The organism is Streptomyces sp. T12, from assembly GCF_028736035.1.
In the GTDB taxonomy this organism is placed as follows: Bacteria; Actinomycetota; Actinomycetes; order Streptomycetales; family Streptomycetaceae; genus Streptomyces.
Window position 1 is genome coordinate 3,141,044 of record NZ_CP117866.1, and the last position, 26,649, is coordinate 3,167,692.

A 26,649-nucleotide genomic window follows, 5' to 3' on the forward strand; every position below is an offset into this window, starting at 1 on the left:
GGCGCTCGGCGTGCTCGGAGCGGCACGGTCACCAAAGTGGTGCCGTTCGGGGTGTTCGTGTGCGCCGACGAGGGCGTCGCAAGGCTGGTGCACCACGACGCCCTCGCAGACTCGGTCGTCCCCGACGTCGGCGACGAACTGTCCGTCGAGGTCGCCGGCGTCAATCTCGTACTACGCCGGGTCACCCTGACTCCGCTGCCCTGCCCCGGGGACGCAACTGATCACCGCACCGCAGGCTCCGGCTCCGGCTCCGGCTCCGGCTCCGGCTCCTGCCGCGGCTCCGGCACCGGTACCGGCTCCGAATAGAACTCCCGCGGTCGTCCCTTCTTGTCCCGCAACCCCGCCAGCAAGCCCCCCGGATACTCCACCACCCAGTAGCTCACCGTCGCGACCAGCACCCCCGCCGCGACCACGAAGAGCACCGCCAGCGGAAAGCCCGCCTGGGAGCGGGGCAGGGCGCCGGCGTCGTACAGGGCCAGCATCAGCGGCTCGTGCCAGATGTACAGGCTGTAGCTGACCAGGCCCACGCCCGTCAGCCATCGTGAGCGCAACAGGGCGTGCCAGCCGGGGCGGGCCGGGGTGCGGATGTGGAGCGTGGCGTAGAGCAGGGCGAACCAGAGGAGCGCGGCGAGGGGGTGGTAGTAGGTGTGCCAGGTGTTCTCCGGGTCGGAGTAGTACGACAGGGCGTACAGACCTGCTGCCGCGGTCACCGCCGACAAAGTCGCCGGGCGTGCGCCGATACGGCCTCGCTCGCCCAGCGCCACCAGCAGCACCGCCAGCAACATCCCCGCCGCGAAGCCGCCCAGGCGGGCCTGCGGGCCGAAGTACACGGGCCAGTTGGTGTGCGGGATGCCGAGGGCGTGGTGGGCGACGGCGATCCAGGCCACCGGTGCCAGGTAGAGCGCCGCGCAGCCCGACGCGCACAGCAGCGCGCGGGCGCGGCGGGTGCGCAGGCGGCGGCAGGCGCGGATCGCCGGGGGACCGACCGCGACCAGGGTGAGGTAGAACGCGATCTCCAGGGAGAGTGACCAGGTCGGGCCCAGGGTGTAGAAGATGCGCTGCTGGTCGAAGACGTGCGTGAACGTGAGGTGTTCCAGCAGGTCGCGCCAGTCGCCGGGGAGGGACGGGTTGCGCAGGGACCAGACGAGGAGCACCGCGAGGAAGTAGAGCGGGAGGATGCGCGTCGCTCGGCGGAAGAGGAAGTCCCTCGCCGGGCGGGTTCTGTCCTCGCCGTCGATCGCTGCCCGGGCGTAGGAGAGCGTCAGCAGGTACGCCGACATGACGAAGAACAGGTCGATGACCTCCAGGGAGATCAGCGCCCCGAGGTAGGGGTTGTCGACCGGCGGGTGGGCGCCCTGTGCGTCGTAGACGTAGTACTGCTGCCAGACGTGGAAGACGACCGTGCTGAGGGCGGCCAGGCCCCGGAAGCCCTGGAGTTCGGGGCTGCGCATGGTGCTCACTCGGCGTGTGGCGCTCACTTGGCGTGTGGTGCTCACTCCTGCCCCACCGCCTTCGCCGCCGCGCGGGGTGTGACCCGCCAGCGGCGGTCCCCCAGTAGTTCCTTGAGGTGCGACTGCCGGGCGACGATGTTCTTGAAGTGGGTGTAGAAGACCGTCGAGATCAGTGCGTGGCGCCAGAACCAGCCGCGCCTGCTGCGCAGTTCGGGCAGGGCGAGCCGGCCCGCGAACGCCGTCTGCACGAATCCGGCCGAGAGGGTGAAGGCGAAGGCGAGCAGGCATGCCGGGGTGGCCCAGTCGATGCGGTTCGCGCCGCCCGCGCGGACCGCCGAGTGGAGCAGGATCGGCAGGATCTGCAGCGACAGCCACGGCTGCACCTCGCGCCAGCCCAACAGCACTACGAGTCCAGTCTTCTGACGGCGCGTGAAGGAAGGCGAACGCAGCGCCTGCCCCAGGTGCCGGAGCGACACCTGCAGCCAGCCCTGTGCCCAGCGCGAGCGCTGGTTCCACAGGGGTTTGAGACGGGTGGGCGCCAACTCCCGCGAGATCAGCGTCCGGTCGCTGGCGATCCGCGCACCCTCGCTCAACGCGCGTAGCGTCGAGTCGATGTCCTCCGTCAGCATCGAGCCGTGCATCCGGATACGGGCCAGCAGGTCGGTGCGCCAGAAGCCGTTGGAGCCGCCGAAGATGCCGAAGCCGTACAGGCGGGTCCGGCCGGGGTGGCTGACGGCGTAGATCGCCTCGAACTCGGCGGCCACCTGCCGGGCCACCCAGGAGCTGTCGCCGTTGCGGATCACGCAGTGGCCCTGGACGACGTCGTAGCCGTGGGACAGCCAGTCCCAGGCGTGGCGGAAGGCGTCCGGCGCGGGGTGGTGGTCGGCGTCGAAGATGCCGACGAACTCGCCGCGCACACGGCTGACGGCAGCGTTGACGTTCTGCGCCTTGGAGGTGCTGCCGGCCACCGGAAGCAGCACCAACCGCCGGTCGCGGCGGGCGATTTCCCGCAGGGTGTCCTCGACCGGCAACGCATGGGGCGTGTTGTACGCGAGGACGATCTCCAGGTCGTTCGGGTAGTCGAGGCGCAGGAAGGACTCCACGGTGTCGACGATCGTCGCTGCCTCGTTCGGCAGGTACGCGGCGATCACCGCGCTCGCGGGCGGGTACGGCTGCGCGGGCGCCGCGGGCCGGGTGGGCGCGTCGAGCGAGAAGAGGCATTCGAGGAGGATCAGCGCGGCGGAGAGGACCAGTCCGGCGACCACGACCCAGTAGACCGCCGAGGCCACGTCCCAGCCCAGCACCGCGTACGCCTGCTCGTACAGCGCGAACGGCACGCCCACGCCGACCAGCAGCGCGAGCAGCGGGGAGAGGGCGAGCAGCAGCGGTCGTACGACCTTCTTGGCGCGGCGGCGTGGGGCGGCGGCCCGCATCCACGGCTCGTAGCGGACGGGCCGCAGATCGCGGTGGCGCAGCGCCTCGGCGACGGCGTCGGCGGCCTGCTCGACGGCGCGTTCGGCGATCCGTTCGCTGGGCCGTTCGGCGGGCCGGCCGTCGGCGTCCGCGAGGGGCAGCCAGCCGACGGCAGGCGTCAGCCGTACGTTCTCGTCGGCGACCACGAACCGGGTGCCGGCCACGGCGGAGGCGAACTCCGCCAGTGCGCGCCGGGCCGTCTCCTCGTCCACGCCGGGCATGAGGACGAGCAGCCGCCCTTCCTCGTCCCAGCCGAGCCGGTCGCTGCCGTTGCCGAGGCGCTCGGCGACCCCGGCGAGGCGTTCGGCGACCTCGCGGCGCACCCGCGCCCCGAACCGTTCCTCCAGCGCGTCCGCCTCGGCCACGCCGACCACCGCGAGGACGCCGTCGCGACGTCCGGGACGGCTTTGGGGGCGGCGCAGTTCGCGGTCGAGTTCGGCGTGGAAGTGGGGTGCGGAGTACAGGCCGGTGCGCGGGTCGAGGGCCAGCCGGTCGACGGGGACCGGGACGCGGTGCAGCTTGGCCGCGATCCGGGCCGACAGCTCGACGGGGTCGGCGGCCTCCGGCAGGCAGTCGTCGGCGCCGCTGCGCAACAGCCGTGCCACACCGGCGGGTTCACGGTCGGTGGTGACCATGACGAGGGGCAGGACATGGCCTTGGGGCGCGGTGCGTATCTCCCGTACGACGGCCACCGCCTGTTCGACGCCGCCGTGGCCCTCGAGGGCGACGATCGCGTCGGGCGGGGCCTGCTGGACGCTGCGGCCGACGTCTCCGGGGACGGCGTGGGTGACCGCGTAGCCGGTGGATTCGAGGGTGCGGGTGAGCCTTTCGCGCCGGGGGCCGGGGGTACCGACCGCGAGGACGTGGCTGTGCTGGGGTGCTTCGAACTCGTCCGGTTTGTCGTCTGGTTCGTCGAACTCCTCGGTCGGAGGGCAGGCGAGAGTGTTCCGGGGCGCGGGTGAGCGCCTCAGTTCGGTGTGCATGTATGTGGGTCCAATCCTGTTCGGATGTGGGGGGAGGACCTTTTGTCGGTACGTACGTGTTGTCGGTACGTGCCAGTAGCCTCACCGGACGCTGTGACACCACACCTGCGTCGGTGTAAAACGTTGATTGCCTTTACGTGCCCACGCCAAGGAGATGTGTGAGGGCACCGCGCAACGTGGAACCGGCGGCTAGCTTTCCCCGTCCGGCTCCCAGTCCAGCAACCGCACTTTCGCCACCGTACGGACATGCCGGCGCATGGCGGCGGCCGCCTGTGCGGGGCGGCCTTCCTCGATCGCGTCCAGGATGGCCTGGTGCTGGGCGAGGGAGCGGACCGGGCGGTGGGGCTGGCGGAGGGACTCGGTGCGGCTCTCGGCGATCTGGTCGGCGATGGAGCGCATGAACTCGGCGAGGATGCTGCTGTGCGCGGCGGCGGTGACCGCGGCGTGGAAGAGGCGGTCACCCTCCACCCCGTGACCGTTGTCCTCGATCTCCTTCGCCATGTGCGCGAGGGCCGACCTCATCGCCGCGAGGTCCTGCTCCGTGCGGCGCTCGGCGGCCAGTTCGGCGAGCTTGGTCTCCAGCGCCTCGCGAGCCTCCAGGACATCGGGGAGGCGCCGGCGGCGCTCGACCATCCGCTCCACCGGCTCCGCGTCGAGGCTGTCCCGCACGAGGTACGTGCCGCCCCCGTGCCGCACCTCCACCAGGCCCTGCACCTCCAGGACCACGATCGCCTGCTTCACGGAGGCCCGGCTGACCCCCAGCCGCTGGGCCAGGTCGCGCTCGGTCGGCAGCCGGTCCCCGGCACCGAGGCCGCCCTCGGCGACGTAGGCGCGCAGCCGGTCGAGCACCTGCTCGTAGAGGCGCTGCTTGGTCATGGGGCGCAGGGCGTCGTCGGTCACGGGGTCCCCCTCTCGCCGGGAGCGTAGCACCGGGGCGGATGAGTGGCCGGGCGGCCGAGTGGTCGAGTGGCTGAGCCAATTCAGCGCTACCTCTTGACGTCCCGTCGCCGCGCGCCCACGCTATCCAGCCATCACCCCGAATTGGCTCAGCCACTTGGCCACTGCCACTACGCGGTGTGGAACCCGCAACCGCTCCGGGACCCAAAGACGGGAGCCCGTATGTCCCCCGAACTCATCTCGATCCTCGTCCTCGCCGTGGTGTTCGTCATCGCCACCACCCGCTCGATCAACATGGGCGCGCTCGCCTTCGCCGCCGCCTTCGCAGTCGGCACCCTGGTCGCCGACCTCGACGCGGACGGCATCTTCGCCGGCTTCCCCGGCGACCTGTTCGTCGTCCTCGTCGGTGTCACGTATCTCTTCGCCATCGCCCGGTCCAACGGCACCACCGACTGGCTGGTGCACGCCTCCATCCGGCTCGTACGGGGCCGGGTGGCGCTCATCCCCTGGGTGATGTTCGCGCTCACCGGCGCGCTCACCGCGATCGGAGCCGTGAGCCCCGCCGCCGTGGCGATCGTCGCGCCGATCGCGCTGAGCTTCGCCGCCCGCTACGGGATCAGCCCGCTGCTGATGGGCGCGATGGTCGTGCACGGCGCCCAGGCCGGCGGCTTCTCGCCGATCAGCATCTACGGCTCGATCGTCAACGGCATCGTCGAACGCGAGAAGCTGCCCGGCAACGAGGTTGCGCTCTTCCTGGCCTCCCTGATCGTCAACATCGTCATCGCGGGGGTCGTGTTCGTCCTCTTCGGCGGGCTGAAGCTGTGGGCGCAGGGGGCGGTGGACACGGACGACCGGCAAGAGGCCTCCGACGGCTCCGGTGACGACTCCTTGCCGGCCGACGGCGGCACCGGCACCGGCACCGGCACCGGCACCGGCACCGGCACCCGCACCGCTCCCCACGAGGGCGGCGGCACCACCGTCACCCGCCCCGCCCCCACCGCCACCCCGGTCACCACCACCCGCCTCACCCCCGCCCGCATCGCCACCCTCCTCTCCCTGGTCGCCCTCGTCGTCGCCGTCCTCGCCTTCGACCTGGACGCCGGTCTGACCGCGATCACCCTCGCCGTCTTCCTGAGCACCGCCTGGCCGCAGGACAGCCGCAAGGCGGTCGGCGAGATCGCCTGGCCTACGGTGCTGCTGATCTGCGGTGTGCTGACGTACGTCGGCGTCCTGGACGAGATGGGCACCATCACCTGGGCCGGTGAGGGCGTCGGCGGCATCGGCGTACCGCTGCTGGCCGCCGTACTGCTCTGCTACATCGGCGCGATCGTCTCGGCGTTCGCCTCGTCCGTCGGCATCATGGGCGCGCTCATCCCGCTGGCCGTGCCGTTCCTGGCACAGGGCGAGATCGGGGCAGTCGGCATGGTGGCGGCGCTCGCGGTGTCGGCGACAGTGGTGGACGTGAGCCCCTTCTCGACGAACGGCGCGCTGGTGCTGGCCGCGGCACCGGACGTCGACCGTGAGCGTTTCTTCCGGCAGCTGATGGTGTACGGAGGGATCGTGGTGGCGGCGGTGCCCGCGGTGGTGTGGCTGGTGCTGGTCGTGCCGGGCTGGGGGTAGGCCGGGGACGACGGCAACAGTCAGTGTCCGTCACACAGTTGAATTCAAGTGAATTCAAGCACTTCTCAAGCTCTTAAGGAGTACGACGCGTGTCCTCTCTCTTCCCGGCCCTGACGGGCGCTCCGGCGGAGCGAGCCGCCCTGCGGTTCGGCGACCGTTCCCTGACGTACGGCGAGCTCGGCGCCGCCTCCGGTGCCCTCGCGGCGCGGATCGGCGGGGCGGGCAGAGTGGCCGTGTGGGCGACCCCGGCGCTGGAGACCGCGGTGGCGGTACTGGCGGCACTGGAGGCCGGTGTCGCCGCCGTTCCGCTCAACCCGAAGTCCGGGGAGAAGGAGCTCGGGCACATCCTGTCCGACTGCGCGCCGCAGGTGGTGCTGGCCGCCGCCGGAGACGAACTCCCGGCCCCTCTCGGCGACTTGACGCGCATCGACGTCGACGTGCGGGCCAGGGGCCCCCGCCCCCTCCCCGACCCGCAGGTGTCCGACGAGGACCCCGCCCTGATCGTCTACACCTCCGGCACCACCGGCCCGCCCAAGGGCGCCGTCATCCCCCGCCGCGCCGTCACTCACACCCTGGACGCGCTCGCCGACGCCTGGCAGTGGACCGGCGAGGACGTACTCGTCCACGGCCTGCCCCTGTTCCACGTCCACGGCCTGGTCCTCGGCATCCTCGGCCCGCTGCGCCGCGGCGGATCCGTACGCCACCTGGGCCGGTTCAGCACGGAGGGTGTGGCGAGCGAGCTGAACGAGGGCGCGACCATGGTGTTCGGCGTGCCGACGATGTACCACCGCATCGCCCAGGCCCTCCCCGAGGACCCGGGGCTGGCACAGGCGCTGGGCAAGGCCCGCCTCCTGGTCTCGGGCTCGGCCGCGCTCCCCGTGCACGACCACGAGCGGATCACGGCCGCGACCGGGCAGCGGGTCGTCGAGCGGTACGGCATGACGGAGACGCTGATGAACACCAGCGTCCGCGCGGACGGCGAGCCGAGGGCCGGGACGGTCGGCGTGCCGCTGCCGGGCGTGGAGCTGCGGCTGGTGGAGGAGGACGGGACGCCGATCACGGTGTACGACGGCGAGACCGTGGGCGAGATCCAGGTGCGCGGCCCGAACCTGTTCACCGAGTACCTGAACCGCCCCGACGCGACGACCGCCGCCTTCACGCAGGACGGCTGGTTCCGCACCGGCGACATGGCGGTACGGGATCCCGACGGGTACGTCCGGATCGTCGGCCGCAAGGCCACCGACCTGATCAAGAGCGGGGGGTACAAGATCGGGGCGGGCGAGATCGAGAACGCGCTCCTCGAACACGCGGGTGTGCGGGAGGCCGCCGTCACCGGCGAACCGGACGCCGACCTGGGCGAGCGGATCGTGGCGTGGATCGTCCCGGCGGATCCCCAATCACCGCCCCCCGCCGAGGAGTTGGCGAACCACGTCGCCGCGCGCCTGGCCCCGCACAAGCGCCCGCGCAAGGTCCACTACCTCGACGCCCTCCCCCGCAACGACATGGGGAAGATCATGAAGCGGGCCCTGACCCATGACTGAGCGGCGCCTGTCGGCACGCGAGGTCATCGCGCGACTCGCCGACGACTCCACGTTCACGGAACTCCCCCACCCGGAACGGCAGTCCGGGCCGGACGGCCCCCTCTCCTGGCAGGGCTACGACGCCTCCCGCGCGCGTGCCGCCGAGCGCACCGGCGAGGAGGAGTCGGTCGTCTGCGGCACCGCGAGCGTGGCGGGCACGCGGGCCGTGCTGCTGGCCTTCGAGTTCGGCTTCCTGGGCGGCTCGCTCGGCGAACGCACCGGGGACCGGCTGGAGTCGGCGTACGCCTACGCCCGCGCCCACCGGCTCCCCGTCGTCCCGCTGGTCGCCACGGGCGGCAGCCGGATGCAGGAAGGCATGCTCGCGCTGACCCAACTCCAGTGCGTGGCACGGCAGTCGGCGCTCACACGAGAGGCAGGCCTGCCCCAGATCGCGGTCCTCCGCGACCCGACGACGGGCGGCGGCTGGGCCACCCTGGGCGCGGGCGCCGACGTCATCCTCGCCCTGCCCGGCGCCCAGGTCGGCTTCGCGGGTTCCCGGGTGCGCCCACCGGACGCGGATCCGGCGGCGTACACGGCTCAGGCGCAGGTGGCGGCGGGGGCGGCGGACGCGGTGGTCCGGCCGCAGGAGCTGCGGGAGGTGTTGGGGCGCTGGCTGCGGCTGCTGGCGGGACCGCCCGCCCAGGAGGCCACGGTGCCCCGCGCTCTGGGCGTGCCCGACCTGCCCGCCACGGGCTGGGACGCGGTCCAGCGGGCCCGGGCGCCGCAACGCCCGCGCGCCGAGACCTACTTGGACGCCTACTTCACCCACCGCGCCCCGATCAGCGGCGACCGCTGCGGCGGAGCCGACACCGAGGGCATGCTCTGCGGCTTCGGCGCGTACGAGGGCCGTACGGTCGCCTACGCCGCCCAGACCGGCACCGCGACCCGCCCGGCCGGCTACCGCACCGCCGCCCGGCTGATCCGCTTCGCGGACCGGCTCGGCGTACCGGTGCTGACGCTGGTGGACACGCCGGGCGCCGCCAATGACGCGGAGGCGGAGCGGCAGGGGGTGGGCGCCGCGATCGCGGACCTGTTCGGGGCGGTGGCCGGTGCCCGCGTCCCGATCACCACGCTGGTCATCGGCGAGGGCGGCTCAGGCGGGGCACTGGCCTTGGCGGCGCCCGGCAACACCTGGGCCACGCCGGACAGCTACTTCTCCGTCATCGCACCGGAGTTGGCGGCGGCGATCCTGAAGCGGGGACCGGAGGAGGTGGAGGCGACGGCGGATCAGCTGCGGATCCGGCCGCAGGACCTGGTGGAGCTGGGGGTGATCCGGGGAGTCGTCGAGGGGTAAGAGACCTCCCTGGCCGCCGTTGGGCGCAGCGGAACGGAAACCGGGACAATCTCAACGGCCGTCCGGAACAATGGACCTGCTCGACGGACGACGGTGACGGGGGCGTCATGACAGGCCTGGAGGATGCCGAGTGGCACGCCCGGATCGAGTGCGGGGGCAGGGTGTCCGGTGCGGGCTTCCTGGTGGCCCCGGACAAGGTGCTGACCTGTGCGCATGTCGTCGAGAACAGCGACGTGGACCCGGTGACCGTGACCTTCCCGCAGCGCCCCGGGGCCGCTCCGGTGGCCGCACGGGTCGTGGCGCACGGCGGCTGGGACGGCCGTGTCCACGAACTGGGCGATCTGGCTGTGCTGGAGCTGGACCGCGAGATGGCCATCGCCCCCGCGTCGCTCGCACCGGCCGACGTGGCGCACGGCGACCGCAAGCTGGTGGCCTACGGGTTCCCGGCCGGGTACGACGACGACGGCACGATCGCCGAGTTCCGTACCGTCGCGGCGCAGTTGCTGATCAGCGGTGAGTGGATCCAGCTGGAGGCCTGGAGCGGGCACGGCCAGCCACTGGCCGTCGGTTTCAGCGGCGCCGCGGTCACCCTGCTCGACACCGGCCAGGTCATCGGCATGGTCACGGCAGCGGCCGGCGCCCACGGCGTACGCACCGGCCGGATGATGCCCACACACGTCCTGGCCCGCTACTGGCCCGGCCTCAGCGCCCTCGTGCCGGTGCCGGGTTCCGGGCAGGTGTGGGGGACACCGGGTCAGGGGCCCGCGCACGTCGGCGGGGTGCCGGGGCGGGGCCTGGCGCCTCCGTACGGCAGGCCGACCCCGTGCGCTCCCACCCCGACCCCCAGCCACCCCGACGGCCCCCGACTGCGCGCCCTCGTGGAGAAGGCCGCCCGGGCCGGCCTCGACTGTGACCCCGTCCGGCTCTACGCCGGCGCGGCCGGGCCGTTCGATCCGTTGCCGCCTGCGGAGGGCTTCGGGTCGTTGTGGTCGGCGGCGTGGTTCGTGCTGTGCGAGGTGGACGACCCGGACACCGTGACGCGGTTCGCCGACCGGCTCGACGCCCTGCTCACCGCCCCGCCCCCGGCCGAGACCGGCGCCATCCTCGTCGAGCTGGGCCACAGCGGCGCCGGTGACGACCTGGTGCGGGTCGAGGTGTCGGCGTACAGCGCGGGGCGTCGGCATCCGGTTCCCGCGGAGACGGTCCCGAAGGCCCGGCTGTGCGCGTACGTCCAGGACCGTATCGAGGACGCCTTCTGTCATCTGACACCCGGCGCCGATGAGTTGATCGCCTTCGCGCTGCCCCGCGACTGGCTGGACTGGCCGGTCGACCGCTGGGAGAAGGGACCCGACGACGCCACACCTCTCGGCTGCGTCCACCCGGTGGTGGTTACCGACCACGCCCGCCGCAGAACCAGCACCCGGCACGTTCTCACCAGCGTCTGGCAGCGCCTGGACTCCCGCACCGGCGCACGCGTGCACCGCGTCGCATGTGGCGGCGCCGAGGACCCGAGGAAGCTCCGGCTGGCCTTGCTCCAGTCCGAGGTCTGCCTGGCGGGTTTCGGCGCGACGGCCCGTTCGGCCCGTACCCGGCCGCACTTCGAGGCGTCGCTCACCGCGCCGGCGCCGGTGATCGTGTGGTCCCGACGGGGCTGCGACCCGGACGAGGCCGACTGCGCGGGTAGCCACGACTGCCCTGGTACCGCGTTCCTGAACGCCCTGGACAGACTCGTCTCCCGGGTGCCGCCCGCCCAACTCCCGCGCCGCGTCCTGAGCCTGCGCCAGCACGCCGACGCGGAGGACGACCACTGGGCGCGTGACATCCAGCTCCTGTGGGACGACCCACGCCGCTTCACCGACCCGCACGCCACGGCCGTACACACACGGTCACCCGTCGCCTGACCCACCCAGAGCCCGGCCCCGTCCACGGAGAGCAACCGGAGAGAGCGCCCCATGCCGCACTGGTCCGTCTACACCGGCACCAACCCGCCGCACGACGGCATCGCCGAACTGCCCGCCCCACCGCCCTGGCGGGCGTTCGACGGCGGCCCCGCGCTGCCTGCGCCCGGCGACGCCGACGACGACGCGGCGGTCTCGCCGGACCGCGTGCACCGGGCGAGGACCTACGTGCCGACGCCGGAGAGCGTCCAACTGGTCAACGCCGCGCTGTGTCTGCGCCGTCCGCTGCTGGTCACCGGCCCGCCCGGCACGGGCAAGTCCTCCCTGGCCTACGCGGTGGCCCGGGAGCTGCGCTTGGGCCCCGTTCTGCGCTGGAACATCACCAGCCGCAGTACCCTCGCCGACGGCCTCTACCAGTACGACCCGCTGTCCCGCCTGTATGCGGCGCGGCGGGACGACCGCCCCGGCCCCGCCCCTGACGGCATCGAGGACCATCTGCGCCTGGGTCCCCTGGGCACGGCCCTGCTCCCCTACGACCGTCCACGCGCCCTCCTCGTCGACGAGATCGACAAGAGCGACCTCGACCTCCCGAACGATCTGCTGAACATCCTGGAGGAGGGCCAGTACGAGATCCCCGAACTGGTCCGCGCGGCCCGCCACACCACCGACGGCAGTGCCCAGGTCCTGACCGACGGTACGGACACCCCCGTGCCGGTCCTACGGGGCCGGGTCCGTTGCCGCGCCTTCCCCTTCGTCGTTTTGACCAGCAACGGCGAACGCGAGTTCCCGCCCGCCTTCCTCCGCCGCTGCGTCCGTCTGCGCCTGCGCCGCCCCGAACGGGCCCAGCTCACGGACATCGTCCGCGCCCACCTCGGCGAGCCCGACCCGGAGGCGGAAACCCTGATCACCGAGTTCCTGACCCGCGCCGGCACCGGCGAACTGGCCACGGACCAGCTCCTCAACGCCATCTACCTCACCGGCATCGCGGGCCTGCAGGCCGGCTCCCGCGAGAAGTTGGCCGAGCAGCTGATGCCGTATCTGAGCGCGGCGGCTGACGGCGATGGGGTCTGACGGGTGGAGGTCCGCCGTTGCCCGGCTGGCCACCGTACTGGCCGCCGCCACGGGAGCGGAGGCTTCCCCGGATGCCGGGCCCACGTCCCGTGAACTGGCCGAACTCCTTTGGCTGGCCGAGCAGTTGAGAGGGGAGCGGGAGAACAGGACGCCCGGTCGGGCAGCGCCCGCCAACGATGGCCGCCCCAAAGGCACATCCGGTGCACCTGTGGACCCCACCCCCACCGCCCCGCCACCGCACTCCGGCCCCCAGGACCCCGAGCACCCCCACCGGCCCCCATCCCCCGCCCCACCCCCCGACGGCCGAATCCCCCTCCACCTCCCGGAGCCCTCGCACCCCGACGCGCCGGGCCCACGCGGCGGCACCCCGCTGCTCGCCCCCGCGCCCCCGATGCTGCCCCACCCGCTCGCCCTGCAACGCGCCCTGCGCCCGCTCAAGCGCAAAGTCCCCTCACCCCGCGCCCGGCTCCTCGACGAGCACGCCACCGCCGACCGGATCGCCCGGCTCGGTGCGCACCCCGACGTCTGGTTCCCGGTGCTGCGCCCGGCGCCGGACCGCTGGCTGCGCCTGAACCTGGTCCACGACGCGGGCCCCACGATGCCCGTCTGGCGCCCCCTGGTGCGAGAACTGCACACCGTGCTCGCCCAGTCGGGCATCTTCCGCACGGTCACCGCGCACCGCGCCACCCCCGACGGCCGCGCCCACCAGGTCCCGGCACTGGCCGACGGCCGCACGATCACCCTGATCGTCAGCGACTGCATGGGCCCGCAATGGCGGCCGGGCCCGGCCGGCGACCGTTGGTACCGGACCCTGCGCCACTGGGCGTCCCGCATGCCCCTGGCCGTCGTACAGCCGCTGCCCGAACACCTCTGGCACACCACGGCCCTGCCCGCCGCCCCGGGCCTGCTCACGGCCCCGACCGCAGCAGCACCCTCGGCCGCGCTCACCTTCACGCCGTACGACACACACGACTCCTACGACCGTGCCGTCCCCCTCCCCGTCCTGGAACCGGCCCCGGCCTGGCTCGCCAACTGGGCCGCCCTGATCGCCGCGCCGGGTGGCGGCCACGCACCCGGCGCCCTGGCCTGGCTGCCGCCCGCGCCACTGCCGCCGACCGGACCGGCCCCCGACATCGCCTCGTTGCCCGCGCAGGACCTGGTGCTGCGCTTCCGAGCGACCGCGTCCCCGGAAGCCTTCCGCATCGCCGGCCATCTCGCCCTGGCCAACCCGTCCCTGCCGGTGATGCGCCTCGTCCAGCGCGCCCTGGACCGCGGTCCCCGCCCCCAGCACCTGGCCGAGATCATCCTGAGCGGCATGCTGACGGCGACTCCGGGGCCGCCGGGGTCGTACGAGTTCCGTCCGGGTGTGCGGCAGCTGCTGCTGCGGTCGCTGCCGCGTACGGCGCGGACGCGGACCCGCGAATTCCTCGCCCGGGTCGGCGGGTTGATCGACGAAGAGGCGGCCATCAGGCCGGGCGAGTTCCGGGCGCAGGCGAGAGGAGGCGACGGTTCGGGCGGTGGGGGTGCCGCCTTCGCGACGGTCAGGGGAGAGACGGTACGGCGGCTCGGTGGAGGTGCGGGAGGGGACTTGTTCGCCGGGCGGTACCTGCTGCTGGGGCAGCGGGGGCCCAGTCAGCGCATGTGGGCGGCCGTCGACGTATGGACCGACCTGCCGGTGGTCGTGCACCGCTATCCGGTCCAGGCGGCCCCGCAGGAGCGGTTCTTGCGGGAGGCGCGGGCGCTGGCGGAGCTGCGGCATCCGAACGTGGTGCGCGTGCTGGACTTCGGTGTGGAGGGCGAACGTCCTTATCTGGTTGCCGAGTTCGTGGACGGCGTCACCCTGGCCGAACTGCAGCTGGGCAGTGGGCCGGGGGTCTCCTTCCGGGTGTTCGCCCAGCTGGTGGCGGATGTCGTGCCCGCGCTGGAGGCCCTGCACCAGTGCGGCCTGGTGCGCGGACAGGAGGGCTGGGACGGTCTGCTGCTGCGGCCGGACGGGTCGGTGGTGATCAGCAGGTTCGCGCTGGGGGAGCAGTCCGAGGGACATGACGAGCGGTCGGACTTCCTCATGTTCGGCTCGCTGCTGAGGGATTTGGCCTCGAACAGTCCAAACAGCCTGAGATTCCAGCGGATGCTGGCGGAACTGGCCCGGGGCGAGAACCCGGTCGACGCCGTACGGCGACTACCGCGCTCGACCGCCTTCGACTGGTCACTGAGCGGGATGGAGGCCGACCGACTGCGCATCACCCTGCTCGGCCCGTTGAACATCAGGCGTGCAGGACGCTTCCTCACCCTCCCGCCCCCTGATGCCCAGGCCCTGCTGTGCATGCTCCTTCTCCAACAGGGCCGCCGCGTCAGTCTCGACATACTGGCCAAGGGCCTGTGGGAGCAGCCTCCTTCGGGATCGGAGGCGGCACGCCGCCTTCGCGAGGTGACGACAGAGCTGCGGCAATGCCTCGGCCCCGGCACCCTCGCCGAACTCTCCGACGGCTACGCCCTCCACCTGCCCGGCGGCCGCCGCAGCGACTACCTCGACATACACCACTGCGAGGAACTCGTCGCCGACCGTACCGACGACCTGGCTCCAGAAGCCCAACGCTCCCTCGTCCAGGACGCCTTGAGCCTCTTCTACGGCGACCCACTGGACGGCGTCCCCGGTCCGGCCGCGAAGGCCACACGTGCCCGCCTGCGCGCCCTGCGCCTGAGCCTGTACACCACCCGTGCCGAACTCGACCTTGAGCTGCGCGACTTCGAAGAGGCCGCGACCGCCCTCACCGCCCTCATCCGGGACCATCCTGACCGAGAGGACTTCCGTCGGCTGCACATCCTGGCGCTGAAGGGGATAGGGCGGGTAGCGGAGGCCATGGAGGCGTACGAGTCCTACGCGGAGTTCCGCCAGCGACAACACGCCGATCCGGTCGACCCCGCCCTCCAGGAGCTGTACCTCGAACTGCGGGCCGCACCCGGGCGGGAGCGGCCGACGATCGTCTTCGAGGCGGCCGGCCTGGACGAGCGGCCCGACGCCCGGGACGCCCTGGGACGCGCGGTGACCCAGCTGCTGTCCCGCGGGGATCTGGCCTCGCACCAGTACGAAGTGCTGACGCGCGACAACGGCTACGTGGTCCTGACCGAGCCGGACGCCTACGTCCTGCCCGTGCTGGTCGCGCTCCTGCGCAGCCTGCCGCAGGCCCTCGCGGGAGTCGAGGACCCGCCACGGTTCCGCGTGACGTTCTGGCACGCTCCCTGGTTCGGCGACTCCACCCGGCCCGTCGTGCCGCACGAGGTCCAGGCCGTGCTCGACGCCGCCGACGCGGACATCCTGGTCGTGCTCTCGCCCATCCTGTACGAGGAGTTCGCGGACAGCACCGCGACGCTGGGCCCGGCCCGATTCGAACCGTTGCGCACGGGCCGAGGGCCCAGCGCGCCCATCGCCTGGTACAGCGCCCTGCACCTGCCGAACCGTGAGCCGGAGCAGGCGCACAGCCTCGTGCGCGGCCCGTTCACCACGCCCGATTCCGGGCGGCTCGGCACTCCCGACCCGGGCCGTACGGCCATCGTCCTCGCGTTGAGCGACGACCGGATGATCACCCTGCACCCAGCCCACCCCCTCGCAACAGATCCGCCGCCGCGCACGCCGTACTACGAGGTCGACCTCACCGTCCACCGGGCCGGCACCACCGTCTCCCTCCCCGGTTCCGGTGGCGGCACTTTCCTCGCCACGGCCGAACTGTTCTGGCACGTCGAGGACCCGGCCGCCCTGGTACGCAGCGAGACCACCGACATCGCCGACCGCCTCCTCCGGCACCTCGCCACGGAGGCGAGCCGTATCACCCGCCGCTATCCGCTGCGCCGGGCGGGCGCGGCCCAGCACGCCGTACGTGCCGGGCTGCACAACTGGCCGGTGCCGGGGCTGTCGGTGACGTGTGCGGTCCAGCTGGTGGGCGAGGGACAGCCCGGCCCCGCCCCGCAGCGGCCATCCGCCGGCACCTCACCGGCCCCGGCCGACCTCCTGCGCCTGTCCCAGTACGTCCTGCTCGGCTTCGAAGGCCCCCTGACCAGGCCGTTCTCCACCAAGGCCGCCCGCAGCGCCGCCCTCGACCTGCTTTCCCTGGTCGTCGACCACCGCGACCCGGAGGACGCACTGGCGGGCCGCCCGCTCACCGGCGACGGCGGGGGCCCCGTCCCGCTCCAGGAGGAGCTCGTGCACCCCTTGGACGTACTGCGCGCCTTCGCCGACAGCAGCATCGCCCCCCTCCTCCGCGACCGCCTCGACCACCTCGAGCTCCGGGCGGTCACGACGGCCCGCCCGACCCCGCACGCCGGTGACCTCGTCCTTGCCCTGCGCGACTCCGGTCGCCGCGTGGCCGTCGTCACGGACTTCAGCCAGCAGGCCGTTCACCGCCATCCCGGCTTCCGGGAACTCCCCCTGACGGCGGTCTTCGGCCGCCGCGGCCGACCGCTGATGCCCGATCCGGAGTGCCTTCGCCTCGCGCTGAACCACTTCAGCCGGTCCGCCACCGGCCTGCTGATCTCCTCCACCGCCGCCGAGGTCACCGCCGCCCGGCAGTTGGGCCTCCCCGTCATCGGCTACGCCGACTCCCCCGCCACCGAACGACGCCTCCGCAAGGCCGGCTGCGACGTGATCGTCGACTCCCTCCAGCCCATACTCGAAGCCACCCTGCCCTTGTGATCCGACACGCCGCCTGACTCCCCATCAGAAACAAAACCCCCATTCAGCGGCACCCCACCCGGCCCCCTCCAAAGGGCGCCCCCCTCCCGGCCGCCCGCACGATGCGAGGGAGGCCGCCACACACGCCGGCCCCGCACACAACGACCGACACCCCAAGCGAGGCCCGCCACCCACCCGGCGGACCCATGGTCTGCGCTCTCGGGAGGACCCCCATGACCGCCACTCTGGAGCAGCTGCGCCGCTGCCACTTCGCCGTCGACCTGGGGGCGGCCAGGACCCGCGTCTATGTGAAGGGCGCCGGACTCGTCGTCGACCAGCCCTCCGCCGCCGCCGTCAACACCCGGACCGGTGCCCTCATCGCGGTCGGTGAGTTCGCGGAGCGGATGACCGGCCGCACCCCGGACTACATCCGCGTCGTACGGCCCGTCTCCGGTGGCACCGTCGTCGACATCGAGATGGCACAGCGCATGCTGCGGCAGCTCCTCGGCGACAAGATGCGCCGCACCCTGCGCCGCAAGCCGTTCCTGCGCGCCGCGGTCTGCACTCCGCACAACGCCGATCCGCTCGCCCAGCGCGCCGCCATCGAGACCCTCGTCGGGCTCGGCACACGGCGTGTGGAGCTCGTGGACACGCTCATCGCCGCCGCCGTGGGCTGCGGACTGCCCGTGGAGCAGCCCGAGGCCAGCATGATCATGGTGTGCGGGGCGGCCGCGACCGAGGTCGCCGTGCTCTCCCTCGGCAACATCGTCACCGCCGAACGCGTCCGGGTCGGCGGCGAGGCCGTCGACCACGCCATCGTGCAGCACCTGCGGCACGAGCACGAGCTCATGCTGCCCAGCCAGAGCGTACGGCCCCTGCAGCTGGCCCTGTCCGGGAACGGGCTCACGCCCCACGGCCCGGCCTCCACCGAGATCCACGGCCGCGACGTCTGCACCGGCCTCGCCCGCAGCGTCCAGGTCGACACCGCCGCCGTACGGCACGCCATCCAGACCCCGCTCACCGTCGTCCTCGACAGCATCGGCAAGGTGCTGCGCGACTGCCCGCCCGATCTGGTCGCCGACCTCGCCGACCGCGGGATCATGATGGTCGGCGGCAGTGCGCTGCTGCCCGGGTTCGACCAGATGCTGCGGCAGGCCACGCGTATGCCCGTGCACATCGCCGAGCGGCCCGACATCTGCGCCGTGCAGGGCCTGGGCACCATGCTGGAGGGCAGGATCGAGCCGATGGAGCTGGACCCGGCCGCCTGAGGCGCCGGGCACGCCTACAGCGCCACTGCGGCCGGTGTCAGCGCGTCAGCGCGTCAGCGCGGCGATCTCCTCCACCAGGCTCGGCGCCAGCTGTCCGGCCGCCGTCATGTCCTTGCGGTCTGCGGCCTCGCGGGCCGCGCGCAGGTCGGCCGTGACCGCGGCCGCCTCGGCCCGGGGCGCTTCGCCCTTCAGCCGCTCCCAGACGAGTTCGAGGCTGGTGACGTCACCCGCGACAGCTCCCTCGTCGCCGGCCCTCGCGTCGATCCCCAGCTGCCGCGCCCACAGGTCGAACCGGTCCAGGTCCACCGTGCGCACCGGCTCATGACGCAGCCGCAGGTCCGACGTGTTCTGCGCCACCCGCAGGGCGGCGCCCTGCATCTTCTCCTCGTCCTTCGCGCTCGCGGCCTCGTCGAGCGTGTCGAGGTCGCGCGTCATCTGCGCGTGAAGCAGCTCGGGTACGGCGTCGGAGTCGCGGTACGCCGTCCACGCGTCCTGCACCGCGCCCAGGTCGGCCTCGGTGACCTGGCCGTCCTGCGCGGCCTGCGCCGCCCGGTCGAGTTCACCCAACTCCCCTGGCAGCGGCCCCTGTTGGGCGTCGGTGGGCACGGCGAGCGACACCGCCTCCAGGTCACCGCCGTCGTTTCCGGTGGAGAACTCGCCGTAGCCGGGAGCGAAGGTCTTGTCCTCGGTCGAGCCGTCCATGTGCAGTTCGCGCACGGTGATCGCGCCCTTGACCTTCCCGTACGGCCCGTCGACGGTCCGGTCGACCTCCTGCACCGTGACCTCCTCGAAGACGACGCCGGGAAGGTTCTCCGGCCGGTAGACGTCTCCCTTCTCCGGCTGCGCGGGCATGATCATCGCGGCGGGCGCGTCGTCGCGGCCCGCCTGCCAGGTGCCCTCCGTGTCCGCGACCACGCCGTCCTCGTAGTTGAAGACGTCCTCGCCGAGGTACCAGACGGAACCGTCGTCGGCCTGGGCGTACCAGTCGAGGGCGACCTCCTGGATGCGGCCGTCGGCGAAGGCGACGTACTGCTGGGTCAGGGCCTGGACGGTCCTGCCGTCGAACTCGATGGTCTTGGTGCCGGGCAGCAGGCTGACCTCGGTGCGGAAGGCCTCGTCGTCCACCTGGCCGCCCATGACGACCTGGTCGACCTCGCTGGTGGGGTGCAGGGGGTTGGTGATCCGGGTCGGGTGCGTGAACGTCGGTTCGGCCAGGTCGACGCGCTGGCTCTCGGGCGCGAGCGGCAGACAGTCCTTGCCCGTCCTGCCGGTCTCCTCGTCGACGACGTGCACACAGTCGCCGGCGCCCGTCCGCTCCGATCCGCCGGCGCTCCCGGAGCAGGCGCCGGCCATCAGCACGGCGGCACCCACGACGGCCCCCGGCCACAGCATCCTGCGATGGGTGTTCATGGCGGCCTCCTCGATGCGGGTCCGATGCACCGAGGGTCCCTCTCAGCCGCTGAACGTCCCCTGAACGCAGCTGAACTCCGTGTCAGAAAGCGAGGCGGGGCGGGATCGTACGAGAACCGAGTCACTCCCCCGCCGACGGCAACGTCACCGTGAACCGCGCCCCGCCCAGCCCCTCGGCCACCCCCGCCTCCACCCTCCCCCGGTGCGCCCCCGCCACCTCCGCGACGATCGCGAGGCCCAGCCCGGCGCCGCCCGCCCCGCGCGCACGGGACTCGTCCAGCCGTACGAAGCGGTCGAAGACCCGCCCCCGTTCGGCGGCCGGAATGCCAGGGCCGTCGTCCTGCACCACCAGCCGCACCCACCCGTCCCCCGCGTCCGTCAGCGCGAACGCCACCCGCGTGCGGGCGTGCCGCGCGGCGTTCTCGCCGAGGTTGCGCACCAGGCGCCGTAGCGCCTCCGCGTCGCCGGTCACCCGGGCCGCGCCCACCGCCGTGCTGTCGACGCGCAGGCCGGGCGAGGCCGAGCGCAGCCGCCGTACCTCCGCCAGGACCAGGTCGTCGAGGTCGACGGGACGCGGCCCGCCCCGCAGCAGGGCGCTCTCGTCGGCGCGGGCGAGCAGCAGCAGGTCGTCGACGAGGCGCTGCATGCGTACGGCCTCGTCGAGCACCGTCCCGGCCAGGGAACCGGCGTCGGCCCGCTCGGGGTGGGCGAGAGCGACCTCGGCGTGCTGGCGGACGGTGGCGACGGGTGAGCGCAGTTCGTGCGAGGCGTCGGAGACGAAGCGGCGCTGCGCGGCCTCGGAGCGCGCCACGCGGCGCAGGGCGCGGCCGACGGCCGCCCAGGTCGCGGCGGCCGCGAGGACGAGCAGCACGGGCAGGCCGATGAGCAGCAGCCAGGTGACCGTGTCCGTGGCCTCGGCGACTTTGGAGGCGTCCCGTCCGTCGAGGACGACCAGTTCGCGGCCGGGCTCCTTGGCGCCGACCGCCACCACCAGGAAGGGGTCGTCGTCGAGCGGGGTGTCGACGGAGGTGCTCTCGCCGGGGTCCAGCCGGGCCAGCGCGGGCTGTCCCTCGACGTTCTCGCTGGCCGCGACGACCGTGCCGTCCGCGGCGACGACCTGGAGGAACTCCTCGTCGGGCGCGGACACGGTCGGCGCGGGCACCCCGCGTCCCGCCTCGATGACCCGGGCGACGTCCGAGGCCCGCGCCCGGGCGGCGTCCCGCACATCGCCGCTGAGTTCGGTGCGCAGCCCCACGACGAGCCCGACACCGGCGGCGACCAGGGCGAGCGCGACGGCGAGCACGACGACGACCGTGGCCCGGACCCGTACGACCCGCAGCCGACGCTCGTACCGCTCACCAGTCATCGGGCGTCAGTCACCTCACCCGTCCACCTCACCGGTCATCGGGCACCAGCCGATACCCGTGCCCCCGCAGGGTCAGCAGCGACTGCCGCCCGAAGGGCCGGTCGACCTTGTTGCGCAGCCGCCGTACATACACCTCGACGATGTTCGGATCGCCCTCGAAGTCGTCGCCCCACACGTGGTCGAGGATGGTCCGCTTGGACACCGCCTCCCCGGCCCGCCGCAGCAGGAACTCCAGCAACGCGAACTCCCGCGCGGTGACCTCGATGTCGCGTCCGGCCCGGCTGACCGTCCGGGCCGCCGGGTCGAGCCGCAGATCACCCGCGGCGAGCACGACGGGCCGCTCCCGCGCCTCGCGCCGCAGCAGCGCCCGCAGCCGGGCCAGGAGTACGGCATAGGAGACGGGCTTGGTCAGATAGTCGTCGGCGCCGGTGTCGAGGCCCTCGATCTCGTCCCACTCGCCCTCCTTGGCGGTGAGCATGAGGATCGGCGTCCAGTCGCACTCGGCGCGCAGCGCCCGGCAGACGCGGTAGCCGTTGAGCTTCGGCAGCATGACGTCGAGGACGATCGCGTCGTACGTGTTCTCGCGGGCCAGCCACAGCCCGTCCACCCCGTCGAGCGCGACGTCGACGGCGAAGCCCTCGGCCTCCAGCCCGTCCCGGAGCCCCGCCGCGAACCGCTCCTCGTCCTCGACGACCAGCACCCGCATGCCCTCACGCTACGTCGGTGAGGGCGGACGGGCTCGATGTCGGTGCGGACGGGCTGGGCCGCGGGCCGGTGTCAGTACGGCAGGATCCGCCCCGAGGGCGTGCGGCGGTCGATCTCGCCCCTGGTGTCGCGGGGAGCGGCCGGCCGACGGGTGACGCGAACGCGGACGTGGGTCTGGCGGTTCATGGCGCCCTCCTCGTACCTCGGGTCCGTTGCGACCAGCCTTCTCTGCGCAACCTTTCGGCACATCGTGCCCACGGAGACACTTGTCATGCCTCCGCGGCAGGAGCGGATGTGTGCCGGGCTGCTTCCCGGGGAGGAGGGCGCGCCCCGGGTCAGCTCGGGGTGGATCGCCGTGCGCCGTCGGGCGACCGGCGCCTCCGGGGGCGCAGGGGCCCGGACGCGGTCTTCGCCCCGCGCGGTATCTGCTGCTTGAACGCGGCCAGGGCTATGTCGCTGTCCGGCGGCACGACGGCCATCATGCGGCGGCGTTGGTGCCGTCGGGCAGCCTCACCCACAGCTCGAAGTCGTCGAACCGGAAGTAGTCCGCGGCCTTGACCGGCCAGGGGTAGTGGTGCTCACCCGCCGCCTTGGGCAGGACTCCCGAGTGGTCGGGGGTGCTGAGCGGCACGCACGCGTTGAAGAGGGAGTCGGTCCACGCCTCGACGCCGTCGGCGTCCTCGATCGGCGTGTCGAGCAGCTTGCGGGCCCGCTTGTAGCCCAGGTCGTCCAGGGCGTCCAGCGTGTCCGGAAAGGCCGTGATCAGGTCGGCGGCCTCCCGCCGCAGCCGGTCGACCTTCGCGGGGTCGGCGCAGAACTGCGCACTCCACTCGATGCCGACCCGGGCCCGGTACATCCGCCAGCCGTCGGCCGCCTTCACCCACAGGCTGCCGCCGATGGGGGTCCCCCCACGCCCTTAAGGCAGTGGGGGAGCATCTCCCAGGGGCCCGGCCCGTACGGCGGCTCGCCCCCGTCGGCCTCCATCTCCTCAAGGATCTTGATCGCCGTCTTCCGTGCGGCGACGAAGTGGGCGGACCTGGTGCGCGGCGGGTGCTTGACGACCCGTATCTCCCAGGGGTGGTCTTCCTGGCCCCGAGGGCGTCGACTCGCGCTGGACCCGGCCCGGGAACAGGCGCACGCTCATCAGTAGGGTTCCCGACCCCGTACGGAAGTGATCTCGATGGAAGACAAGAACTGGACCGTCCGGATCCACATCACCGAGGACGGCGACGACACCCGCGCCGAGGCCGTGCTGACCACGCAGGACGCATCTCAGAACGCATCTCAGGACACGCCGGCCGTCACCGGCCGGGGCGTGGCCCACCGCAATCCGATCGACCGGCCCATCCCCGAGATCGGCGACGAACTCGCCGCCAGCCGCGCCCTGGAGGACCTGGCCATCAGACTGCACGACATCGCGTCCGACGACATCGTGGAGTTGGCCGGCCCGGTCGACCAGGGGGGCAGCCGGGCGTGGGAGACGCCCTAACCGTCCAGCCAGCTGTACCGCCGCTCCGGCCGCCCCGCGTGCCCGTACCGCAGCGACACCTCCGCCTGCCCGGTGACGCTGAAGTGCTCCAGGTACCGCCGGGCGCTGACCCGTGACACCCCGAGCCGGGCCGCGCACTCGGCGGCGGAGAGGCTGCCGTCGGCCGCGCGCAGCTCCCGTTCGATCAGCTCGGCGGTCTCCACGCTCATGCCCTTGGGCAGGGTGGCCGCCGTGGCGAGGGGCGCCGCGCCCCGCGCCAGCGCCCGGTCCACGTCGGACTGCCCGCTGACCACCGCCGCGTAGAGGTTGCTCCGCCGCGCCGCGTACTGCTCGAGGCGCGTTCTCAGATCCCCGGCGTCGAACGGCTTGAGCAGATAGTCGACGACGCCCTGCCGTACGGCGCCCCGCACCGCGTCCGACTCACGCGCGGCACTGATCACCATGACGTCGCAGTCGTGCCCGGCGGCCCGCAGCCGGGGAATGATCTCCAGGCCGAACATGTCGGGCAGATAGAGGTCGAGCAGCACCAGGTCGGGTTGCAGCTCGGCGACGGCGGTGAGCGCCTGCTCCCCGCAGTTCGCCGTGCCGATCACCCGGAACCCGTCGACGTCATTGACGAACCCGCGGTGGATCCGCGCCACCATGAAGTCGTCCTCCACGATCAGTACGTCGATCATCGGACTCCCTCCGTCGCTAGGTCGGCCGGACGGCCGACGGACATCCGGGCGGTGAACATGGCGCCCTCCTGCGTGTTGGTCACCGACACCTCACCGCCCCGGCGTTTGCACACCAGCCGGGTGAGCGCCAGGCCGATCCCCCGGTCACCGCCCTGCGCGGCCTTGGTGGTGAACCCGTGCGAGAACACCTCCTGCGCGAGCTCGGGCGCCACCCCCGGCCCCGAGTCGCGTACGACGATCTCCACGCTGGAGGCGTCCTGACGCAGCTCGACCTCGACCCAGGCGTCGTGTTCGTCGTCCCCCGCCGACGGTGACACGGCTCGCGACCCGCTCGCGGCCGCGTCCACCGCGTTGTCCACGAGGTTGCCCAGCACGGTCGCCACGTCCGCCGAGTCGGTCGGCTCCAGCCGTTCCAGGGCGGTGCGCTCGGAGATCTTCAGCCGTACCTTGCGTTCCGCGGCGAGCGCCGACTTGGCCATGAGCAGCGCGGCGACGGCCCGGTCGCGGACCCGGCTGGTGAGGTTCAGGTCGAGCGACTCTCGGTGTTTGCGCAGGGCGCGGACGTACCGTACGACCTCGTCGTGCTCGCCGATCTGGATGAGCCCGGAGATGGTGTGCAGCTGGTTGGAGAACTCGTGGGCCTGGGCGCGCAGCAGCTCGGTGGTGCTGCGGAAGGAGCCCAACTCCCGTTCCAGCTGGGCGAGTTCGGTGCGGTCCCGCAGGGTCGTCACCGAGCCGAGGCGGCGGCCGTCCTTGGTGACGTCCATCCGGTTCATCACCAGGACCCGGCCCCGGCGTACGACGACCTCGTCGCGCCGCGCGAGATCCTGTGTCACATCCCCGGCCAGGACGTCGTAGAGCCGCCCCTCGATCCCCAGGTCGGCCAGGCTCATCCCGACACAGTTCTCGGGCAGGTCCAGCAGTTTGCGGCCGACGGCGTTCACGAGGGTGAGCCGCTGCTGCGGGTCGAGGGCCACCACGCCCTCGGCAATCCCGAACAGCATCGCCTCCCGGTGTTCGGCGAGCCCGGCGATCTCGCGCGGCTCCATGCCGAAGGTCTGGCGTTTGATCCGCCGGGCCAGCAGCCAGGATCCGGCCACCCCGAGGACGCTGGCGACGCCGAGGTAGACGAGCAGATAGGACGAGGCGCCCACCAGGCGCTGCCCGACCGACGGCGAGGCCCGCCCGATCATCACGGTGCCGAGGTGGTCCCCGGCCTTGAGGCGGCGGGCCTTGTCGTCCTCCGCCTGGAGCACCGGCGCCTGCGCCACCAGCTCGGTGACGCCGTTCACCGGCAGCTCGCCGGACCAGCCGCGGCCATCGGCGGCGTCCTGGCCGGAGCTCGGCAGCCGCGTCCCGAGGAGGGTGGGGTTGGTCGAGGCGACGATCTTCCCGTCGGAGTCGGCGACCGTGGCCGAGGTGACCCCGGACCTGGTCAGCGTGGACTGCAGCAGCGGCGCGAGCATCTCGGCCGGAGCGGGCCGGACCAGCTGGGTGCGCACGAGGGGGTTGCCCGCCATCTCCTCGGCGAGCGCGGTCACCCGGCGCCCCTCGACCCGGTCGAAGGTCGCCTTCGACTGGGCCAGCGAGACCGCGGCGACGGCGGCCAGCACGATCACGACGATGGCGAGCTGCCATCTCAGCAGCTCACCGGCGAGCGTGTGACGTCGTGACGTTATGACCACTATGAACTCAACCTTCAATGGTCACACAAGGGAGACGGGGTGTCTCAGGAACCGCACAATCATGGCGCCGGATCGGCCCAAGCGAAAGAGATGAGCCATGAGAACTCGACGAGCCGCACTTGTCGGAGCTCTTGCCGCGGCGTCCATGCTCGCGGTCAGCGCATGTGGTGCCACCGCCGACAAGGACGAGTCCGGGAGCGGAGGCGGGGACGGGAAGCCCGTGACGGGCCTGCGCCTGATGGTCCCCAACACCCCGGGCAGCGGTTACGACCTCACCGCCCGCACCGTCACCCAGGTCATGCAGGACACCAAGGTCGCCTCCGGCGTCCAGGTGTTCAACCTGCCCGGCGCCAGCGGCACCGTGGGCCTGCAGCGCCTGGTGAACGAGAAGGGCAACGGCAAGATGGCCATGCAGATGGGCCTGGGTGTCGTCGGAGCCTCGTACACCTCGAAGTCCAAGGCGACGCTGACCGACACCACGCCGATCGCCAAGCTGATCGAGGAGGCCGGCGCGATCGTCGTGCCGAAGGACTCGCCGTACAAGACGATGGACGACCTCGTCACCGCCTGGAAGAAGAACCCCAAGAAGTTCGCCGTGGGCGGCGGCTCGTCGCCGGGCGGCCCCGACCACCTCCTGCCGATGCAGCTGGCGAAGGCCGTCGGTATCAAGCCGAAGGACGTCAACTACGTCTCGTACGACGGCGGCGGCGAACTGCTCCCCGCCATCCTCGGCAACAAGATCGCCTTCGGGGCCAGCGGCTTCGGTGAGTTCCTCGACCAGGTCGAGGCGGGCCAGGTGCGGGTCCTCGCGGTCAGCAGCGAGAAGCCGGTCGACGCGCTGAAGGACGCCCCCACCCTCAAGGACTCCGGCATCGACCTGGTCTTCACCAACTGGCGCGGCATCGTCGCCCCTCCGGGCATCACCGACGAGCAGAAGAAGACCTGGATCGACGCGCTGACGACGATGCACGACTCGGCCGACTGGAAGGCGCAGCTGGAGAAGAACGGCTGGGTGGACGCCTTCGCCACCGGTGACGAGTTCGGCACCTACCTGACCGAGCAGGACAAGGCGGTCGCCGACCTGCTGGCCGAGCTCGGGCTGGCATGAGCGCCGAA

Annotated in this window: 18 protein-coding genes and 2 pseudogenes; 10 read left to right on the forward strand and 10 right to left on the reverse strand. The window is 72.5% G+C overall.

Features of this window, described 5'->3' with window-relative positions:
- Positions 1-27 precede the first annotated feature (27 nt).
- Positions 28-306 (forward strand): annotated as a pseudogene (locus PBV52_RS51705) (hypothetical protein); the annotation flags it as partial.
- Here PBV52_RS51705 and PBV52_RS14000 read toward each other — a convergent pair.
- From PBV52_RS14000 to PBV52_RS14010, 3 genes are all read right to left on the reverse strand, one after another.
- A complete protein-coding gene (locus PBV52_RS14000; protein ID WP_274238678.1) occupies positions 222-1,478 on the reverse strand; it encodes an acyltransferase in 1,257 nt (418 codons plus the stop codon). The pseudogene PBV52_RS51705 and the gene PBV52_RS14000 sit on opposite strands and share 85 nt — an antisense overlap.
- A 14-nt stretch (positions 1,479-1,492) precedes the next feature.
- Positions 1,493-3,907, reverse strand: a complete 2,415-nt coding sequence (locus PBV52_RS14005; RefSeq protein ID WP_274238679.1) for a glycosyltransferase — start codon at positions 3,905-3,907, stop codon at positions 1,493-1,495.
- Positions 3,908-4,096: 189 nt separating this feature from the next.
- On the reverse strand, positions 4,097-4,783 hold the full coding sequence (locus tag PBV52_RS14010; protein WP_274249383.1) for a FadR/GntR family transcriptional regulator: 687 nt from the start codon (positions 4,781-4,783) through the stop codon (positions 4,097-4,099).
- Positions 4,784-5,026: 243 nt separating this feature from the next.
- On the opposite strand from PBV52_RS14010, the gene PBV52_RS14015 reads away from it, so the two are divergent.
- The 7 genes from PBV52_RS14015 (at position 5,027) to PBV52_RS14045 (ending at position 18,201) form a co-directional block, all read left to right on the forward strand.
- Positions 5,027-6,424, forward strand: a complete 1,398-nt coding sequence (locus tag PBV52_RS14015) for an SLC13 family permease (protein ID WP_274238680.1) — start codon at positions 5,027-5,029, stop codon at positions 6,422-6,424.
- An 89-nt stretch (positions 6,425-6,513) separates the two neighbouring features.
- The gene (locus PBV52_RS14020) at positions 6,514-7,965 is read left to right on the forward strand and encodes an acyl-CoA synthetase (RefSeq protein WP_274238681.1); all 1,452 of its coding nucleotides are present in this window, start codon (positions 6,514-6,516) and stop codon (positions 7,963-7,965) included.
- Positions 7,958-9,298 carry a carboxyl transferase domain-containing protein gene (locus PBV52_RS14025; RefSeq protein ID WP_274238682.1) on the forward strand — a complete coding sequence of 447 codons (1,341 nt, stop codon included), beginning with the start codon at positions 7,958-7,960 and terminating at the stop codon, positions 9,296-9,298. The genes PBV52_RS14020 and PBV52_RS14025 overlap by 8 nt, the downstream gene beginning before the upstream one ends.
- Positions 9,299-9,405: 107 nt before the next feature.
- A complete protein-coding gene (locus tag PBV52_RS14030; protein ID WP_274238683.1) occupies positions 9,406-11,199 on the forward strand; it encodes a trypsin-like peptidase domain-containing protein in 1,794 nt (597 codons plus the stop codon).
- 51 nt (positions 11,200-11,250) lie between these two features.
- Positions 11,251-12,267, forward strand: coding sequence for a MoxR family ATPase (locus tag PBV52_RS14035; protein ID WP_274238684.1), 1,017 nt, complete (start codon positions 11,251-11,253; stop codon positions 12,265-12,267).
- Entirely contained in the window at positions 12,257-16,954 is a 4,698-nt protein-coding gene (locus tag PBV52_RS14040; protein ID WP_274238685.1) for an SAV_2336 N-terminal domain-related protein, read from the forward strand. The genes PBV52_RS14035 and PBV52_RS14040 overlap by 11 nt, the downstream gene beginning before the upstream one ends.
- Positions 16,955-17,166: 212 nt before the next feature.
- On the forward strand, positions 17,167-18,201 hold the full coding sequence (locus PBV52_RS14045) for a rod shape-determining protein (RefSeq protein ID WP_274238686.1): 1,035 nt from the start codon (positions 17,167-17,169) through the stop codon (positions 18,199-18,201).
- Between the two features lie 45 nt (positions 18,202-18,246).
- On the opposite strand, the gene PBV52_RS14050 is transcribed toward PBV52_RS14045, so the two are convergent.
- The 5 genes and pseudogenes from PBV52_RS14050 to PBV52_RS14070 form a co-directional block, all read right to left on the reverse strand.
- Positions 18,247-19,611, reverse strand: a complete 1,365-nt coding sequence (locus PBV52_RS14050; RefSeq protein WP_274238687.1) for a hypothetical protein — start codon at positions 19,609-19,611, stop codon at positions 18,247-18,249.
- A gap of 121 nt (positions 19,612-19,732) precedes the next feature.
- Positions 19,733-20,977 (reverse strand): cell wall metabolism sensor histidine kinase WalK, encoded by a 1,245-nt coding sequence (locus PBV52_RS14055; RefSeq protein WP_274238688.1) that lies wholly within the window; start codon positions 20,975-20,977, stop codon positions 19,733-19,735.
- A 28-nt stretch (positions 20,978-21,005) separates the two neighbouring features.
- Positions 21,006-21,683 carry a response regulator transcription factor gene (locus PBV52_RS14060; RefSeq protein WP_274238689.1) on the reverse strand — a complete coding sequence of 226 codons (678 nt, stop codon included), beginning with the start codon at positions 21,681-21,683 and terminating at the stop codon, positions 21,006-21,008.
- A 334-nt stretch (positions 21,684-22,017) separates the two neighbouring features.
- A pseudogene (locus PBV52_RS14065) lies at positions 22,018-22,538 on the reverse strand (DUF6424 family protein).
- Between the two features lie 20 nt (positions 22,539-22,558).
- Positions 22,559-22,750 (reverse strand): DUF6424 family protein, encoded by a 192-nt coding sequence (locus PBV52_RS14070; protein WP_274249384.1) that lies wholly within the window; start codon positions 22,748-22,750, stop codon positions 22,559-22,561.
- A gap of 112 nt (positions 22,751-22,862) precedes the next feature.
- Here PBV52_RS14070 and PBV52_RS14075 point away from each other — a divergent pair, with 112 nt between their 5' ends.
- Positions 22,863-23,171, forward strand: coding sequence for a DUF1876 domain-containing protein (locus PBV52_RS14075; RefSeq protein ID WP_274238690.1), 309 nt, complete (start codon positions 22,863-22,865; stop codon positions 23,169-23,171).
- On the opposite strand, the gene PBV52_RS14080 is transcribed toward PBV52_RS14075, so the two are convergent.
- A complete protein-coding gene (locus PBV52_RS14080; RefSeq protein ID WP_274238692.1) occupies positions 23,168-23,848 on the reverse strand; it encodes a response regulator in 681 nt (226 codons plus the stop codon). The two genes, PBV52_RS14075 and PBV52_RS14080, sit on opposite strands and share 4 nt — an antisense overlap.
- A complete protein-coding gene (locus tag PBV52_RS14085; RefSeq protein WP_274238693.1) occupies positions 23,845-25,533 on the reverse strand; it encodes an ATP-binding protein in 1,689 nt (562 codons plus the stop codon). Before PBV52_RS14085 ends, PBV52_RS14080 begins: the two co-directional genes overlap by 4 nt.
- A gap of 145 nt (positions 25,534-25,678) precedes the next feature.
- On the opposite strand from PBV52_RS14085, the gene PBV52_RS14090 reads away from it, so the two are divergent.
- On the forward strand, positions 25,679-26,641 hold the full coding sequence (locus tag PBV52_RS14090) for a Bug family tripartite tricarboxylate transporter substrate binding protein (protein WP_373922008.1): 963 nt from the start codon (positions 25,679-25,681) through the stop codon (positions 26,639-26,641).
- Positions 26,642-26,649 lie beyond the last annotated feature (8 nt).

Excerpts from the sequence above, each read along its gene's own strand:
- PBV52_RS14030 (WP_274238683.1), top strand. The coding sequence starts at position 9,406 with ATGACAGGCCTGGAGGATGCCGAGTGGCACGCCCGGATCGAGTGCGGG.
- PBV52_RS14035 (WP_274238684.1), top strand. The coding sequence starts at position 11,251 with ATGCCGCACTGGTCCGTCTACACCGGCACCAACCCGCCGCACGACGGC.
- PBV52_RS14010 (WP_274249383.1), bottom strand. The coding sequence starts at position 4,783 with ATGACCAAGCAGCGCCTCTACGAGCAGGTGCTCGACCGGCTGCGCGCC.
- PBV52_RS14015 (WP_274238680.1), top strand. The coding sequence starts at position 5,027 with ATGTCCCCCGAACTCATCTCGATCCTCGTCCTCGCCGTGGTGTTCGTC.
- PBV52_RS14080 (WP_274238692.1), bottom strand. The coding sequence starts at position 23,848 with ATGATCGACGTACTGATCGTGGAGGACGACTTCATGGTGGCGCGGATC.
- PBV52_RS14075 (WP_274238690.1), top strand. The coding sequence starts at position 22,863 with ATGGAAGACAAGAACTGGACCGTCCGGATCCACATCACCGAGGACGGC.
- PBV52_RS14040 (WP_274238685.1), top strand. The coding sequence starts at position 12,257 with ATGGGGTCTGACGGGTGGAGGTCCGCCGTTGCCCGGCTGGCCACCGTA.
- PBV52_RS14055 (WP_274238688.1), bottom strand. The coding sequence starts at position 20,977 with ATGACTGGTGAGCGGTACGAGCGTCGGCTGCGGGTCGTACGGGTCCGG.
- PBV52_RS14045 (WP_274238686.1), top strand. The coding sequence starts at position 17,167 with ATGACCGCCACTCTGGAGCAGCTGCGCCGCTGCCACTTCGCCGTCGAC.
- PBV52_RS14090 (WP_373922008.1), top strand. The coding sequence starts at position 25,679 with ATGCTCGCGGTCAGCGCATGTGGTGCCACCGCCGACAAGGACGAGTCC.
- PBV52_RS14050 (WP_274238687.1), bottom strand. The coding sequence starts at position 19,611 with ATGAACACCCATCGCAGGATGCTGTGGCCGGGGGCCGTCGTGGGTGCC.
- PBV52_RS14025 (WP_274238682.1), top strand. The coding sequence starts at position 7,958 with ATGACTGAGCGGCGCCTGTCGGCACGCGAGGTCATCGCGCGACTCGCC.
- PBV52_RS14005 (WP_274238679.1), bottom strand. The coding sequence starts at position 3,907 with ATGCACACCGAACTGAGGCGCTCACCCGCGCCCCGGAACACTCTCGCC.
- PBV52_RS14060 (WP_274238689.1), bottom strand. The coding sequence starts at position 21,683 with ATGCGGGTGCTGGTCGTCGAGGACGAGGAGCGGTTCGCGGCGGGGCTC.